Below are 16028 nucleotides of genomic sequence, written 5' to 3'. Positions count from 1 at the left end.
CCCGCGGCGGGCGGCGCAGCTGAGGGCGGCCCGGCCGGACCTTGAAGTCATCGACATCCGGGGCAACGTGGACACCCGGCTGGGCCGCGTCCGGGGGATGACCGGCCCGGAAGTGATCGATGGCAAGAAAGGCGACCTGGACGCCGTCGTACTTGCTGCCGCAGGCCTGACCCGTCTGGGCCGCACGCACACGATTACGGAACTGCTGGACCCATCGGTCATGCTCCCGGCCCCGGGACAGGGATCGCTCGCCGTGGAATGCCGCCAGGCGGATGCCGACGCAGATACAGCTCTGTCGGCAGCACTGCGGGAGTACGACGACGAACCAACGCGGCTCGCCGTGACCGCGGAGCGTTCCCTGCTGGCCCGGCTCGAGGCCGGCTGCAGTGCCCCCATCGGCGCGCTGGCTGCCGTCGAGGACGGAAAGCTCGGGCTGGAAGCCGTGGTCTGCAGCCCGGACGGCCAGCGGTTGCTGCGGCGCCGGCTTGAGGTCGCCGCGGACGGTATGGAAGCAGCCGTGGGGCTGGGCGTCCGGCTGGCCGAAGCATTGCTGGACGATGGCGCAGCCGAGCTGACCCCGCTGGCCGCCCGTTGACCATGCAGCTGAAGCGGCCGCGGCGGCATCCCGAAAATCCCCTGGCGGGACTGACCGTGGTGCTGCCGCGCAGCGCGGACCGTGCTGCTGCGATGGTTGCCGAACTGCGCCAGCGCGGAGCTGACGTCGAACTGTTGCCGCTGATCGACTTCGAGGAACCGGACTCCACCCAGGAACTGGACGAGGCGCTGGTAATGCTCGGCCAGGGCCGCTTCGAATGGATGGTGGTCACCAGCATCACGACGGTCCGGGCTCTGAAACAGCGCGCTGCCCGCCTGGACCGGACGCTGCCCGGGCTGGTCGGCGACACCAAGGTGGCAGCCGTCGGCAGCGCCACCGCACGGGCACTCGAGGCCGAGGGCATAACGGTGGACCTGGTGCCCGAAGGATCCATGGACGCCGTGGGACTGGTGGAGGACTGGCCGCAAGGGGCGGAGCTCCGGCCCGAAATGTCGCTGCGCACGAACGTGTTCCTGCCGCAGGCGGACATCGCGGCCGACACGATTTTCGAAGGGCTGATGGGCAAGGGCTGGCAGGTGCTGCCGGTCGTGGCCTACCGGACCGTGGATTATCCGGCCCGCCCGGAACGCCGGTTGACCGAATCCCTGGCATCAGCAGGCCCGGCGGGCCAGCCTGCGGAACCGGAACCGGAACCGCTCACGGTCGACCAATTCAAAGCCGGGCTGGACGCCGGGAGGATCGACGCCGTCGTGCTGACCTCGCCCAGCATTGCACGGCGGCTGCGGCAGGTTTCGCCAGAGCTGCCGGATGGTTTGCTGCTGGTGGCGATCGGCAACAGCAGCGCCGCGGAAGGTCAGCGCCTGGGGATGTCCATCGCGGCCACAGCTGCCCTGCCGACTCCGGAAGGGATCGCCGACGCCTTGCTTGCGGCCGTCCGGAACCAAGACCGCACCATCGGAGAAGGAGCCCCATGAGTTTCCCGCAACACCGGCCCCGCCGTCTGCGCGCCACTGCAGCGCTGCGCAAGCTGACGGCGGAGGTCCGGGTCGAACCTTCCCAGCTGATCCTCCCCGCCTTCATCCGCGAAGGGATCAGCGAGCCGGTTCCGCTACAGTCGATGCCAGGGGTCGTCCAGCACACCACCGCGAGCCTGCGCAAGGCAGCGGCCGAGGCCGCTGAACTGGGGCTGGGCGGAATCATGCTTTTCGGCGTGCCGGCCGTTCGCGACGCGGCAGGAAGCGCCGGGGTGGACCCGGAGGGAGTCCTGAACCGAGCTATCGCTGACGTCAAAGCAGAGGTCGGCCATGACTTGGTGGTCATGAGCGACGTGTGCCTCGACGAGTTCACCGACCACGGACACTGCGGCGTGCTGGCGCCGGACGGATCCGTGGACAATGACGCCACGCTTGAAATCTATGCGCGCATGGCGGTCGTCCAGGCCCAGGCCGGCGCGGATGTCCTGGGCCCGTCCGGCATGATGGACGGCCAGGTCGCCGTCATCCGCCAGGCCCTCGACGAAGCCGGGCTGCAGAACACCGCGGTGCTCGCCTACGCGGCGAAGTACTCCTCCGCGTTCTACGGTCCTTTCCGCGAGGCGGTCGACTCGCAGCTGAAAGGGGACCGCCGGACCTACCAGATGGACCCGTCCAACCGGCGCGAAGCGATCTTGGAGGTCGAGCTGGACCTGCAGGAGGGCGCCGACATGGTCATGGTCAAGCCGGCCATGAGCTACCTGGATATCCTTGCCGATGTCGCTGAGATGTCTCCGGTGCCGGTGGCGGCGTACCAGATTTCCGGCGAATACGCGATGATCGAGGCCGCCGCGGCCAACGGCTGGATCGACCGGAAGGCGGCCATCCTCGAGTCCGTGCTGGGCATCCGCCGGGCCGGAGCCGATATGGTGTTGACATACTGGGCTGCCGAGATGGCCCGCTGGCTGAAGGAAAGCAACTAACCAATGACCCGCTCTGAGGAACTGTTCAACCGCGCCCTTAAACTGATGCCCGGCGGGGTGAACTCGCCGGTGCGGGCCTTCGGCTCGGTCGGCGGGACGCCGCCGGTGATGGTCTCCGCGGCCGGCCCGCATCTGACGGACGCCGACGGCCGCGAGTACGTGGATCTTGTCTGCTCCTGGGGCCCGCGATTGTCGGCCACGCCCATCCGGCGGTACTCGAAGCCGTCCATGCCGCGGTCGACCGCGGCCTGTCCTTCGGCGCCTCCACCCCGGCGGAAGCGGAACTGGCCGAACTCATCATGGGGCGGGTGGCCGCCGTCGAACGCCTCCGGATGGTTTCCACCGGCACTGAAGCCACCATGACCGCGGTCCGACTGGCCCGCGGCTTCACGGGCCGCAACCTCATTATCAAGTTCGCCGGGTGCTACCACGGCCACCTCGACGGTCTGCTGGCAGCTGCCGGTTCCGGGGTCGCGACACTGGCGCTGCCGGGCTCGGCCGGCGTCACCGAGGCGACGGCCGCGGAAACGCTCGTCCTGCCGTACAACGACCTGGCTGCGGTGGAAGAAGCCTTCGCCCGCCACGGCGACAGTATCGCCGCCGTCATCACGGAGGCCGCGCCGGCCAACATGGGTGTTGTCACCCCGGCCGAAGGATTCAACGCCGGCTTGGCCCGGATTACGTCCGCTCACGGCGCGCTGCTCATTCTCGACGAGGTGCTGACCGGCTTCCGGACCGGCTATGCCGGCTACTGGGGATTGACGGGCGGCGCCGCGGAAAGCTCTGCGCCATTCACCCCGGACCTGATGACCTTCGGCAAGGTCATCGGCGGCGGACTGCCGGTGGCCGCTCTCGGCGGCCGTGCCGAGGTCATGGACTACCTCGCCCCGGTGGGGCCGGTCTACCAGGCGGGAACACTGTCAGGAAATCCCATTGCCATGGCGGCCGGCATCGCGACGCTCACCGCTGCCACTCCGGACGTATACGGTCGGATCGACGCCGCCTCGCTTGAGCTCTCGGCGGCTGTGTCGTCGGCACTGGATGCCGCCGGCGTCGACCACAGTATCCAGCGCGCCGGAAACCTGTTCAGCGTGGCCTTCGGCACCTCCGCGAACGGCGTGCGCAACTACGAGGACGCCCAGGGCCAGGAGGCCTACCGCTACGCGCCGTTCTTCCACTCAATGCTGAACGACGGGGTGTATCTGCCGCCTTCGGTCTACGAGGCCTGGTTCCTGTCCGGCGCGCACGACAGCCAGGCGATGGAGAAGGTCTACGCTGCGTTGCCAGCGGCAGCCAAAGCCGCGGCGGCTGCCACACCGCCCAAATAAAAGGAGCACGATGGCACTTGCCACCCGCCGCCGCCAGCTACTGGATGCGCACCAAAACCGTACCCGGCCGGCTGCGGCGGAGACGAGCCTTTGGGCCGACGGCCTGGGGCGGACGGCGACCAGGTCGGCGCAGATCCTGCTGACTCTGGCGCTGGCGACGGTGTCGATCTACATCATGCTGCAACTGCAGCTGGTGGTCATCCCTGTGCTGATCGCGCTCATCCTTTCCGCCGCGGTCTATCCCGTGGTCAGGAAGCTGCGGGACCTGGGCTGGCCAAGCACGCTTGCGACGTCTGTAACTTTTTTCGGACTGCTGCTGGTCCTCGGCGGCGTCATCACGGGAATTGTCTTCGCCGTCCGCAGCGAAGCCGATGAACTGGTCCAACAGGCCACCGAGGGCTGGTCGCAACTGCAGGCGTTCCTTGCCGATTTCCCGCTGCCTGTCAGCCAAGCCCAGATCGATGAGGCGATCGCCGGCATTGTCGACTTCCTGAGCAGCTCTTCGGCGCGCCGTAGTGCGCTGAGCGGATTGTCGACGGCGGCCGAGGTGGTTACGGGTGCAGTGCTGATGGCAGTGGTGTTGTTCTACTTCCTCAAGGACGGCGACCGCATCTGGGCCTTCCTGCTCCGGTGGGTGCCTGGCCGGCGCCGGGGCAAAATGCAGCGGGCGGGAAGCCAAGCCATGGAGGTGCTGGGCAGCTATGTCCGCGGCACCGCCATTGTGGCTGCGGTCGACGCGGTGTTCATCGGACTCGCGCTCCTGATCCTGCAGGTCCCGCTGGCCTTGCCGCTGGCCGTGTTGATCTTCATCGGCGGGTTCATCCCGATCGTCGGTGCCACTGTCGCCGGCATCCTTGCGGCCCTGGTCGCACTCGTGGCCAACGGGCCGGTAGCCGCCCTCGTTGTGGTCGCCGTCGTGATCGTCGTGAACCAGCTGGAAGGCAACCTGCTGCAGCCTGTAGTAATGGGCCGCTCGGTGAGCCTGCACTCCCTGGTCATCCTGCTGGCTCTGGCCGCAGGTACGATCCTGGGCGGTATTGTTGGCGGCATCCTCGCCGTGCCGATTGCCGCCGTCGGCTGGGTCATCATCCGCGTCATGTCCGGCTACGAAGAAGACATGCCTGCCGAAACCAGGGCGGGCGGCAGTCGCAGCTGACTCCAGCCGAAATCCTTCCCGACAGCAGGAGGCCCGGAAGCCGCGGGGGCTTCCGGGCCTCGCAGTCTATCGAGTCCAGGTAGAGCAGGTCAGAAGGCCGGGAAGACGTCGCCGCTGGGCCAGGTCTCCTCAATGTAGCTCTTCACCTCGGGAGTATGCAGCAGTTCCTCGAGCTTGGCGATGGCAGGAGTCTCCTCGCCGGCGCGCCAAACAAGGAAGTTGGCGTACGGATTGTTCTCGGTGGATTCGACGACGAGTGCCTCGTCGGTGCTCATTCCGGCCTCGAGGATGAAGTTGCCGTTGATGATGGCCAGATCGACTTCGGGATCTTCGATCAGCGGCAGCAGGATCTCGGGCTGGTTCTCCTCGAACTTCAGGCCCTTAGGGTTCTGTTCCTCGGTCAGCGTCAAAGCGGCGCTGTCTTCCTCGATACCGCTGAGCAGGCCGGCCGTTTCGAGCATCTTCAGGGCTCGCGGCTGGTTGGCGGGGTCGTTGGTGATCGCGATGGTCGCGCCGTCGGGAATGTCCTCGATGCTCTCGTGCTGGGAGGAGAAGCCGGCGTAGGGCTCGATGTGGACGCCCTCGCCGTGCTCGAACTCGTAGCCCTTGTCGGTCATCTGCTGCTCAAGGAACGCCAGATGCTGGAAGTAATTGGCGTCGATCGAACCGTCGTTCAAGGCAATATTCGGGGTCTGGTAGTCGGTCATCTCCTGGATTTCCAGGTCAATGCCGGCCTCCGGCGCCAGGTTCTGATCGATGAACTCCAGGATCCTCGCATGCGGTACCGGGCCGGCGCCAACGGTGACAGTTACGGGATTGGCGAGGTCGGGAGTGGCGTTGGGGGTGGACTCGGATCCACCGCAAGCCGTCAACGCCAAGGCAGCGGCTACGCCGGTGCCCAGGAGGGTGAGTGTTCTACGCATCTGCGTGCGTTCCTTTCGAATAACCCGGCCCGGCATGGCGCGCGGACCGGACGTGGTGCAGCTAGCGGCTACTGGCTGCAATCTTCTGCACCGGCCGGAACCGGAACAGGAAGCTTAGGTTGGTGCGGCGGCTTTCGTGGAGCCTTCATCAGCGTCAGACGGCGGCCTTCGGCTCGTGGCGGCGTGCCTTTCGGCCGGCGGTAGCGGCGCTCCGGTGGTCGACACGGCGGGAAACGCCGTCGCCTATCCATTGGATTGCCTGGACCAGGATGACCATCAGCACGATCGTGACGAGCATGACCAGTGTGTCGAAACGCTGGAAGCCGTAGTTGTAGGCCAGCTGGCCCAAACCACCGCCGCCGGTGAGCCCCGCCATGGCTGAATAGCCCACCAAGGTGACCAACGTCGTCGTCAGGGCTGCTACCAGGCCAGGCAGTGCTTCGGGCACCAGGACCTTGGAAACGATCTGCATGCGGGTGGAGCCCATGACCAATGCGGCGTCGATCTTGCCGGAATTCACGTCGCGGAGTGCCGTCTCGACCAGCCTCGCGAAGAACGGCACCGTACCGATGGTCAACGACACGCACGCTGCCAGCGGTCCGATCGAGGATCCCGTGATGACGCGTGCCAGCGGGATCAGGGAAATCATCAGGATGGCGAATGGAATGGACCTGGTGATATTGACGATGATGTCGGAGACGATCCGGTTGGTCACGGGCATGGGACGCAGCCCTCCCGGTGCACTGGTGTACAGGAAGATGCCCAGCGGGAGTCCGATCGCGAGCGTGAAAAGGCCGGAAACCGACACCATAAGCAGCGTGTCCGTGATGGCCTCGGGCAACGCCCTGGTGATGCCCGGGTTAGTCGTCAGGTCCTCGATCAGGTTCATGCTGCTTCCTTTCCGGCAACCTTCACCGACACGCCTTGCCCCCGCAGATAGCCGACCACAGGTTCCGGATCGGCACCTTCCGGCAACTGGATGCGCAGATGGCCGAACTGTACATCGGCCAGCGACTCGACACTGCCGGCCAGGACGTTCAGATCCAGGTCGAACTTGCGCGCCGCAGTGCTGAGTATGGGCGCGGAGGCGCTGTCGCCGGAGAAAAGTATTTCCAGTACGACGCCCGTCCCAAGCGGTTCCGCAGCAGGCAGGGGGAGTAGGGTGCGCGAGAGATTGCTGCCCAGATCGGCTGCTACTTCCCGCAGCGGACCGTGCTCGACAACCCGTCCACCCTCCAGCAGCGAGACCGAATCGCAGATGCGCTTGATCACATGCATCTCGTGGGTAATGACCAGGACCGTCAGTTGGAGGCGCTCGGTCAGTTCCTTGATCAGGACCAGGATTTCTTCGGTGGTTTTCGGGTCCAGTGCGGAGGTCGGCTCGTCGCAGAGCAGTACATCGGGATCCGAGGCGAGCGCCCGGGCGATGCCTACACGCTGCTTTTGTCCGCCGGACAGCTGGGACGGATAGGCGTCCTCGAAACCCTCCAAGCCGACCAGCTTCAGCAGCTCAGCCGCCTTGGCACGGATGCTGTTCTTCGGGGTGCGGACGATTTCCAGCGGGTGAGCGACATTCTGGGCAGCGGTCCGCGAGTCCATGAGGTTGGCGTGCTGGAAGATCATGCCGATGCGTCGCCTGGCGGCGCGCAAATCCGCATCATGAGCCGAACTCAGTTCCGCACCGTTGATGCTGACAGTGCCCGATGTTGGGGCGTCTAGCAAAGTCAGGCAGCGTACCAGAGTGGATTTGCCTGCACCGGAGTGACCGACAATCCCGTGGATCGAGCCTTTCGGCACCTGCAGGCTGACACCGTCGAGGGCAACGATTTCGCGGCTGCCTTGCCTGTAGACCTTGCGCAGGTCGGAAACAGTGATCATAGATCCTCAGGCGGTAGGGATGGTCCTGGCCGGAGGGCGCAGGAAACGGACAGGTTAAATTATGACAGCACCGCCCTGCATGCCGAATCCAACGCGCCTGCTCCCGTCCTACCGGCCTGCGGCGATAACGGGCACCGGTTCCCCGGCCTCGATCAGCGGCCAGCGACCATCGACCGACGCATCCGGATTTGTGCGCCGCAGCCACTGCTGCAGGCCCGCGGCCTGCCGCGCACACCAGCCGATCTGGGCATCATGCAACTCCTTCGGGTCCATCCTCAGCTCCGAATACTTTGCAGCAAGGGCATCCGCAACACCAATAGCCGCCAGCGCGTCTGCCGCGGAAGTGTGGGCCGCGTCGAGTCGAACCCCATACAAGAAGCTCAAGGCTGTCAGAGTTCGCTTGCCCCTGCGATAACGGTCCACCTGCTTGTCCAGCACGAATGGGTCGATTACGGGCCGTGCCGGGCAGCCTGGCAGTCCGTGCCGGTCGCATTCGGATTTCAGCACGGTGAAATCGTAGGAGGCGTTGAACGCTATAACGGGAACACCGGCGGCGAAGAAGCCGCCAAGGACAGAGGAAATCTCCGCTACCGCATCCACTGAACGTTGGCCACCGAAACGGGCTTGTTCCGTGGTGACACCGTGGATCGCGCTGGCTTCCAGGGGGATCTCTATGCCGGGATCGACAAGCCATTCATGTTGCTGTAGCGGTTGGCCAGCGCCGTCGACAAGAATGATGGATGCAGTAACGATCCGCGCTTCGAGCGGATCCCGTCCGGTCGTTTCGAGGTCGAAGGCCGCGCGGGGAAGTTCATGCCAGCTAATCATGCTGCCCACGGTATCGGCCGGGTGGGACAGTCCCCGGGAGGCTGCGCGGTATGTGGAATACCTCCGCGCGGCGCGGCATGTGGAGGACTGGTACTCGCTCGACCCTAAAGTAGAGGTCATGCGCCCGGACTTCGTTGATGCCGTTCTTGAAGTTGCGTCAATGGTTCCGCCGGGAAAGGTCCTGACCTACGGGGACGTTGCCGAACTGCTTGGCACGGGAGGGCCCAGGCAGGTTGGCAGTGTGATGGCACGCTTCGGATCAGGGACGCCTTGGTGGCGGATCGTCCGCGCTGATGGCACTTTGCCCCGTGAACTCGTGGAACGGGCGTCGCAGCAGTACGGAGTCGAACGGACACCTCTAATCGCCCGCTACCGGTCGGAGCATGGCGCCGGCCGTCGCGTGGACATGCACGCTGCAAGATGGCTCCCCGCGCGCGGTGACATTGAACGCATGGACGTGTTGGGACGAAAGTTGTCAGAGCCAACTGCTGGAATGGAGCCGTGAGCACAACGATGGATCTCCAGGAAAGCCTGCGGCTGGTTCCTCCCCGCCGCTCGCTGGCTGCCGCCCCCCAGCTGGATCCGGAGCAACAGGCAGTGGCGGCGCTGCCTGCAGACTGCGGTCCAGTGCTCGTTTACGGCGCGCCCGGAACGGGCAAATCAACCGTCCTGACGGAATTGGCAGTGGAGCGGGTTGCCCGGCACGGTCTGGACCCCGCGCGCATTTTGATGCTTGCGCCTTCGAGACTGCACGCCGCGCGATTACGGGACGCACTGACAGCGCGACTGGACCGCAGCCTGAGTACAACCCCGGCCAGGACATGGGCGGCGTATGCATTCGACCTCATCCGCCGGGCCCGGGCAGAGGGGCGGCTGCCGCTGATCGGCCGGGCCCCGCGCTTGCTGTCTGGGCCCGAACAGGACCAGATCATCGCTGAGCTGCTGCAGGGCCACCGAGCGGGGCTAGGCGCCGGGATCAATTGGCCGCAGGATCTGGAAAACGCTTTGAAAACCCGCGGATTCCGGCAGGAAATCCGCCAGTTGTTCGACCGCGTAATCGAATATGGGGCGACGGCCGAACAATTGGAGGCCCTGGGCGCCGCCCTTGGCCGCGAGGACTGGTGCGCGGCGGCCGCGCTGTTCCGCGAGTACCGCGACCTCATCGACCTCAGGATGCCGGAGGCATTTGATCCTGCCGGGATCATCACGGCTGCCCGCCAGCTCCTGCTTGACGATCCGGACTTTCTGGCTCGGGAGCGCGGGCGCCTTGACCTCATCCTTGTCGACGATCTGCAGGAAGCGAATCCAGCGGTCTATGAGTTCCTTGCGGTCCTCGCCGAGGGAAAAGACGTTGTTGCGACGGCGTCACCGGACACAGTCGTCCAAGGATTCCGCGGCGCCCGGCCCGACTTGCTTGTCCGGCTGCGCGAACTGTTGGCTCCGGGTGATTCGCCACTGCGCATCATGGAGCTGACGGAATCACACCGGATGGCCGCACCACTAGCCCAAGCGTGGCAGCGGATCGCGTCACGCATTTCGCTGGTACCGGGGGCACAGAAGGCCCGGACCCTGGTTTGCGAGGAATCCGGAGACGGTTCAAGCGCGCAGCTCGGCGTCCATCTTGTCGCTTCTCCAGTGCACGAGCAGCGCTACGTCGCCCAACGCATCATGGAAGCCAAGCTTTTCGACGGCTTCGGGCTGGACCAGATCGCTGTCATCGTCCGGACCGGAGGCCAGCTGTCACAGCTCGCCCGCTACCTCACCGGCCAAGGTATAGCCGTGAAGGTTCCTGTGGCCGAGACCGCCGTGCGCGACGAGGCCGCCGTCCGTCCGCTGTTGGACGCCATGGCCATCGTGCTGGACGAAGGCCTGCTCACTCCGGAGCGCGCTGTGGACCTTCTGACCTCACGTCTGGGAGGGGCCACCGCCATCGATCTTCGCAGGCTCCGCCAGTCGTTGCGCCGGGAGGAGCTCATGGGTGGAGGCGGCCGGAGAAGTGACGACCTGCTCGTCGAGGCGCTTCTGTTCCCCGAGCTGCTTGCGGGGCTGGGACGCGAAGCCGCCCCGGCGAAGCGCATTGGACGGATGTTGTCCGCCGGAAGGCACGCGGCGCAGCAACCCGGTGCCAATGCCGAGACGGTGCTCTGGGCACTGTGGTCCGCTTCGGGTTTGGCGGATCGCTGGAGTGCTCAGGCGTTCCAAGGTGGACCTGCGGGAGCTCGTGCCGACCGCGACCTTGACGCGATGATGGCCCTGTTCCATACGGCGGAACGCTATGTCGACCAGCTGCCCGGATCGAGTCCGGGACAGTTCCTGGAGTACCTGCTGAACCAGGAACTGCCCATGGACAATTTGGCGCCGCGGGCCCAACTCCAGGATGCCGTGGAGCTGCTCACCCCGGCTTCCGCCGCCGGCCGGAGCTGGCCAATGGTGATCATCGCCGGCGTACAGGACGGCGTGTGGCCGAACACCCGGCTGCGCGGGGAACTGCTGGGCAGTACCCAGTTCGTCGATGCCCTGGAGGGCGGGCTGGAACGGGCGCGTCAAATCGATCCGGCCGGCCAGTCTCAGGGAGACACGCTACGACGAGCTGCGCAGCTTTTCGACTGCCGTTTCCCGGGCCGAACGCATCCTCGTGTGCACGGCAGTGCAGTCGGAGGAAGCCCAACCCTCCGGCTTCCTGGACTTGGTCGATCCATGGCTTGATGAGGACACGCAGCGGCCAGCGACCAAGGTCATGCGGCCCCGAACGCTTCGGGCTTTGGCCGCAGAGCTGCGGCAGTGGGCCCAACAGGGGCAGGCCTCGCCGGAACTGGCGGGCGAGGCCGCTGCCGGGCTGTCCATGCTGGCATCCAGCGCTGTCCCGGTGCCGGGGGCGCATCCGTCCCAATGGTGGGGACTGCTGCCCCTGAGCACGGAGGAACCTGTTGTGCCGGAAGGACAGCCGGTCCCGGTATCACCGTCGAAAGTGGAAGCCGTCCAGAAGTCGCCCCTTGACTGGTTCGTCCAAGCCGCCGGGGGAGAGGCGGCCACGGACTTCGCGCGAAGCCTCGGTACATTGGTGCACGGAATTGCCCAGGACATGCCCGATGCCACAGGCACAGAGTATGTCGAGGAATTGATCCGCAGATGGCCCACCCTGGGGATGAAGGAAAACTGGGAAGGGCGCCTGGATTTCGAGCGGGCCGAAAAGATGGTTCGCAAACTGGCGGCGTACGTTATCCAAATGCGAACGGAAGGCCGCAGGCTAGTCGCTGTCGAACAGGATTTCTCGGTGGACCTTCAGGGACCGGACCGGGTGGCACGGCTCCGCGGCCAAGTCGATCGTCTTGAAATCGATGCCAAGGGAAGGTTGGTCATTGTTGACCTCAAGACGGGCAAATCGTCGCCCACAGCGGCGGACGTAGAACAGCATCCGCAGCTGGGCAGCTACCAGGCAGCCATTCTTGCCGGGGCCTTCGACGACGGCGGATCCCAAGCATCGCAATCCTCCGGCGGCGCTGCGCTAGTCCAGCTGGGCAAGGACACCAAGACGGTGGGAGTTCAGCAGCAGGAGCCTCTGAAGGAAGAGCAGGACTGGGCTACCCCGCTGATTCATGAGGCCGCCGGCCTCATGGCCGGCACCAGGTTCGAAGCCCGCCACGACCCGTTGAAGGCAGGCAACGGCTCCCACGGCTGCCGGCTGCCAGGTGTCTGTCCGCTGTGCAGCGAAGGAAAGCAGGTCACTGAATGAGCGTGGAACAGTCGATAACGACGTTTTCACCCGAGGAGCTGGCCACGAAACTCGGCCAGCACCAGCCCACACCGGAACAGTCCGGCATCATCAGTTCGCCACTCCAGCCGCTCCTTGTGATCGCAGGGGCGGGATCGGGCAAGACAGCGACCATGGCGGACCGGGTCGTGTGGCTCGTGGCCAACGGTCTCGTGCGGCCGGACGAAATCCTCGGCGTCACCTTTACCCGAAAGGCCGCAGGGGAGCTGGCTGCAAGGATCCGCGGCCAGCTAGCGAAACTGGAGCGGCATGGCTTGCTGCCCGGAGGCGGGGATGCCAGCGAATTGCTGGAACCGAAAGTCTCCACGTACCACTCCTACGCCAATGGACTCGTGTCCGACTACGGGCTGCGGCTCGGAATTGAGCGGGACGTTGTCCTGCTTGGCAACGCCCAGTCGTGGCAGCTCGCAAGCCAAGTGGTTGAGGCATATGAAGGGGACATCGGCCACCTGACCGGGGCGAAAGCCACGCTGATCAAGGCTGTCATGCAATTTGCCAGCGAGTGCTCCGAGCATCTGGTTGCGCCGGCCGAGGCCATGGACTTCCTGCACCAGGAAGCCCAACGCGTAGAGGCGCTCCCATACGTCGAAGGCAGCACTCGACAGCCCAAGGCAGCCGTCACAACGCTGCTCAATCGGCTCAAGACCCGGATCACCGTGGCTGGCCTGGCCGAGGACTACAGTAGGGCCAAGCGTGAGCGTGGAGTGCTGGACTACGGGGACCTTGTTTCTTTGGCCGCTACCATCGCCCGGGAAGTGCCCCAGGCCCGGGACATGGAACGCTCACGCTACAAAGTTGTGCTGCTGGACGAATTCCAGGACACCTCGCACGCGCAGATGGTGCTGTTCTCTGAACTTTTCGGAGCCGGCCACGCTGTCACCGCGGTGGGCGACCCAAACCAGTCCATCTACGGATTCCGGGGAGCCTCCGCAGGGCAACTGTTTGCCTTCCGCCAGCATTTCCCCGTTGTCCAACAGGATGGAGGCCGCGCCCCCGCACCGGCCAGTTTCCTGACCATAGCCTGGCGGAACAGCGTCAATGTCCTCGCGATGGCCAACCGGGCGGCAGCACCGCTGAACAAGGTGGATCCTAACCGGCCAAATCCGGCAAGAATTGAGGTGCCTCCTCTGCAACCGCGGCCCGGAGCGGGGGACGGGCGGGTTCTGCTGGCCCGGTTCCGCACGGACGTAGAGGAAGCCGAATATGTGGCGGAACGAGTGGCAGCTGCACGTCGGACCGTCTATGCCCGTGATCCTGAAAGCGGTGCCGCCGAGCCAGTCTCTACGGCCGTATTGTGCAGGCGGAGGGCCCAGATTCCTTCCATCGCCCGTGCTTTGGAGGCAAGGGGCATTCCCTTCGAGATCGTCGGACTGGCAGGATTGCTGAGCCAGCCGGAGATTGTCGACCTCGTTGCTACATTGCACGTGCTGGCCGATCCCGGCCGTTCAGACGCCCTGATGCGCCTGCTCGCGGGTGCCCGCTGGCGTCTGGGCCCTGCGGATCTGATGGCCTTCGCCGACTGGTCCAGGTATCTGGAAAGCCAGCGTCGCCGGGCCGCCGAGCATCGGGTTCCGGCGGACCTGGACGATGATGAACAGCCTGCACCCGACGTAGTGCAGCAAGACCTCGTGGAAGCAGCTTCTTTGGTTGAAGCCTTGGACAGGTTGCCCAAGCCCGGATGGTCCTCCCGGCACGGACGGAGTCTGTCCGAAACCGGACTAGCCCGGTTGGAAAGGCTCGGCGCCGAGATCCGGGAGTTGCGTACCTTCGTCGGCGATGACTTGTTGCTGCTCCTCGGCGAAGTAGAACGGTCCATGTTGCTTGACATCGAAGTCGCTTCGAAACCAGGGGTGTCGATCCATCAAGCCCGGCGCAACTTGGACGGGTTCCAGGACGCAGCCGCGGCCTTCATGCAGACAGCCCCGCGTGTGGACCTGCTGGCCTTCCTGGCCTGGCTTGAGGTCGCGGCTGCGGAAGAAGGAGGCCTCGACGTGGCGCAGGTCGAAGTCAGCCCCGACGCCGTGCAGCTGCTCACGGTGCATGCCTCTAAAGGCCTGGAGTGGGATGCCGTGTTCGTTCCGGGACTCAACGCCGGCGACTTCCCGAGCACTTCGAACAGCCGGTGGAGCAGTGGGAATGATGCTTTGCCATGGCCGCTCCGGGGAGACCGGGCGGATCTGCCGCAGTGGGACAGCGACCAGCCGGACCAGCTGTCCTGGTTCAATGCGGAGCTGGACTACAAGGCGGAGGCAGAACACCACAGCGAGCAGGAAGAGCGGCGGCTCGCCTATGTCGCGTATACCCGCGCCAAGCACCTGCTGGTGGTCAGCTCCGCGGGTTGGTGCGGCAGCAGGTCCAAGCCGTCGGCTCCGTCGGTCTTCCTGACCGCCTTGACCGAACTGGCCGAAGAGCAGCCGCAGTCGGCTGAGGTCGCCTGCTGGTGCGCAGATGAGGAACTGGGTGATGCCAATCCCGCCCGCTCGGAAGTCGAAACGGCCTTTTGGCCCTACGACCCCCTTGAGGGTCCCCGCATCTCCCGTGCCGGCCGCGAGCAACCTGCCCGGCCCGGGCGGCGCAAGGCGGTCGAACAGGCAGCCGAAGCCGTGTTGGAGGCAATAGCCGCAAAACGGACGCTAAGAGCTGACGGTCCCTGGACGCGGGAGGCACAGTTGTTGCTGCAGGACCACAATGCGCCCCGTCACGGCAATGATGTTGAGCTGCCAGCCCACATCTCGGCTTCGCTGCTGGTGGAGCTGAAGGACAATCCGGCTGACGTCATCCGATCGCTCCGCCGGCCTGTTCCGCGCAAGCCCGGCATGGCTGCGCGTAAAGGAACGGCGTTCCACACATGGGTGGAGGAGTACTTCGGTACTACCGGCATGTTGGACCTGGATGAAGTGTCCCTGCCCGCCGACACGCATGTCGACGAGGCCTACGATCTTGCGGCCATGATGCAAACCTTCAAGCGTTCGGAGTGGGCTGACCGGTCGCCGAAAGCGATCGAAGTCCCAGTCGAAACGAAGGTAGACCAGGTAGTCGTCCGCGGCAGGATTGATGCCGTGTTCCAGAATGCCGACGGTACATGGGAGCTGGTGGACTGGAAAACCGGGACGCCTCCCTCGCCGGAGAAGCTGGCGGTCAGAGCGGTGCAGCTGGCCGTCTACCGGTTGGCTTGGGCACGCCTGCAGGACGTCGAGCCGTCCCAGGTCAAGGCTGCCTTCTACTACGTCTCGGCCGACAAGACAGTCAGGCCACATGATCTGGCGGACGAATCGGAGTTGGAAGGGATTGTCCGTGCGGCCTGTGCGCCGGTGACCGGGTAATCAGGTGCGGGAGCCGGGCTCCACGATGGGAATCGCCGTCGTCGTAGCTTCTTGGCCCTTTGTTGCTTCCGGTCCGGCGTCATCTGCGCCGGAGGCGTCCGGCACCTCGGGCGAATGCCCTTCGTCGGCTGCTTGGCTGGAAGCCGCGGGAGTGACGGCGCCGGTGGAGTCTTCTGCCGGGCCGGCACTGTCGCTGTCAACATCGTCCTCCGCAGCTCCGGACCGTGGAGCAGCGGAAGGGGAGCCAGCCCCAGCGCCTTCGACGACGACGACGGCCGCCTCCGGCCCGCTGCCCCCGGCCGCTCCGCCC

The 16028-nt window shown here is 65.5% G+C and carries 9 protein-coding genes and 4 pseudogenes; 8 read left to right on the top strand and 5 right to left on the bottom strand.

Annotated features, from left to right (window positions below):
- The 5 genes and pseudogenes from D477_RS03265 to D477_RS03245 form a co-directional block, all read left to right on the top strand.
- A pseudogene (locus D477_RS03265) lies at positions 1-595 on the top strand (hydroxymethylbilane synthase); the annotation flags it as partial.
- 2 nt (positions 596-597) lie between these two features.
- On the top strand, positions 598-1530 hold the full coding sequence (locus tag D477_RS03260) for a uroporphyrinogen-III synthase (protein ID WP_005267267.1): 933 nt from the start codon (positions 598-600) through the stop codon (positions 1528-1530).
- The gene (gene hemB / locus D477_RS03255; protein ID WP_005267265.1) at positions 1527-2510 is read left to right on the top strand and encodes a porphobilinogen synthase; all 984 of its coding nucleotides are present in this window, start codon (positions 1527-1529) and stop codon (positions 2508-2510) included. Before D477_RS03260 ends, hemB begins: the two co-directional genes overlap by 4 nt.
- Before the next feature lie 3 nt (positions 2511-2513).
- A pseudogene (hemL, locus tag D477_RS03250) lies at positions 2514-3838 on the top strand (glutamate-1-semialdehyde 2,1-aminomutase).
- Positions 3839-3848: 10 nt separating this feature from the next.
- On the top strand, positions 3849-4994 hold the full coding sequence (locus D477_RS03245; RefSeq protein WP_005267260.1) for an AI-2E family transporter: 1146 nt from the start codon (positions 3849-3851) through the stop codon (positions 4992-4994).
- A gap of 89 nt (positions 4995-5083) precedes the next feature.
- Here D477_RS03245 and D477_RS03240 read toward each other — a convergent pair whose 3' ends face one another.
- From D477_RS03240 to D477_RS03225, 4 genes are all read right to left on the bottom strand, one after another.
- Entirely contained in the window at positions 5084-5917 is an 834-nt protein-coding gene (locus D477_RS03240) for a MetQ/NlpA family ABC transporter substrate-binding protein (protein WP_005267257.1), read from the bottom strand.
- Between the two features lie 154 nt (positions 5918-6071).
- On the bottom strand, positions 6072-6806 hold the full coding sequence (locus D477_RS03235) for a methionine ABC transporter permease (protein ID WP_005267255.1): 735 nt from the start codon (positions 6804-6806) through the stop codon (positions 6072-6074).
- Positions 6803-7795 (bottom strand): methionine ABC transporter ATP-binding protein, encoded by a 993-nt coding sequence (locus tag D477_RS03230; RefSeq protein WP_005267253.1) that lies wholly within the window; start codon positions 7793-7795, stop codon positions 6803-6805. The genes D477_RS03235 and D477_RS03230 overlap by 4 nt, the downstream gene beginning before the upstream one ends.
- 108 nt (positions 7796-7903) lie before the next feature.
- The gene (locus D477_RS03225; RefSeq protein ID WP_005267251.1) at positions 7904-8623 is read right to left on the bottom strand and encodes a 3'-5' exonuclease; all 720 of its coding nucleotides are present in this window, start codon (positions 8621-8623) and stop codon (positions 7904-7906) included.
- Here D477_RS03225 and D477_RS23640 point away from each other — a divergent pair.
- The 3 genes and pseudogenes from D477_RS23640 to D477_RS03210 all read left to right on the top strand — a co-directional run bounded on the left by D477_RS23640 (position 8529) and on the right by D477_RS03210 (position 15718).
- A complete protein-coding gene (locus D477_RS23640; protein WP_337587542.1) occupies positions 8529-9128 on the top strand; it encodes an MGMT family protein in 600 nt (199 codons plus the stop codon). The genes D477_RS03225 and D477_RS23640 overlap by 95 nt on opposite strands.
- Before the next feature lie 8 nt (positions 9129-9136).
- A pseudogene (locus D477_RS03215) lies at positions 9137-12356 on the top strand (ATP-dependent helicase).
- Entirely contained in the window at positions 12353-15718 is a 3366-nt protein-coding gene (locus tag D477_RS03210; RefSeq protein WP_005267247.1) for an ATP-dependent helicase, read from the top strand. Before D477_RS03215 ends, D477_RS03210 begins: the two are co-directional and overlap by 4 nt.
- Here D477_RS03210 and D477_RS22530 read toward each other — a convergent pair.
- A pseudogene (locus D477_RS22530) lies at positions 15719-16028 on the bottom strand (hypothetical protein); the annotation flags it as partial.

Source organism: Arthrobacter crystallopoietes BAB-32 (assembly GCF_000328305.2).
GTDB lineage: Bacteria > Actinomycetota > Actinomycetes > Actinomycetales > Micrococcaceae > Crystallibacter > Crystallibacter crystallopoietes_A.
The sequence above is the reverse complement of the archived record's forward strand: the minus strand, read 5'-3'. Positions and strand labels throughout refer to the sequence as shown.

Coding starts and splice junctions, on each gene's coding strand:
- D477_RS03260 (WP_005267267.1), top strand. CDS start 598: ATGCAGCTGAAGCGGCCGCGGCGGCATCCCGAAAATCCCCTGGCGGGA.
- hemB (WP_005267265.1), top strand. CDS start 1,527: ATGAGTTTCCCGCAACACCGGCCCCGCCGTCTGCGCGCCACTGCAGCG.
- D477_RS03245 (WP_005267260.1), top strand. CDS start 3,849: ATGGCACTTGCCACCCGCCGCCGCCAGCTACTGGATGCGCACCAAAAC.
- D477_RS03240 (WP_005267257.1), bottom strand. CDS start 5,917: ATGCGTAGAACACTCACCCTCCTGGGCACCGGCGTAGCCGCTGCCTTG.
- D477_RS03235 (WP_005267255.1), bottom strand. CDS start 6,806: ATGAACCTGATCGAGGACCTGACGACTAACCCGGGCATCACCAGGGCG.
- D477_RS03230 (WP_005267253.1), bottom strand. CDS start 7,795: ATGATCACTGTTTCCGACCTGCGCAAGGTCTACAGGCAAGGCAGCCGC.
- D477_RS23640 (WP_337587542.1), top strand. CDS start 8,529: ATGATGGATGCAGTAACGATCCGCGCTTCGAGCGGATCCCGTCCGGTC.
- D477_RS03225 (WP_005267251.1), bottom strand. CDS start 8,623: ATGATTAGCTGGCATGAACTTCCCCGCGCGGCCTTCGACCTCGAAACG.
- D477_RS03210 (WP_005267247.1), top strand. CDS start 12,353: ATGAGCGTGGAACAGTCGATAACGACGTTTTCACCCGAGGAGCTGGCC.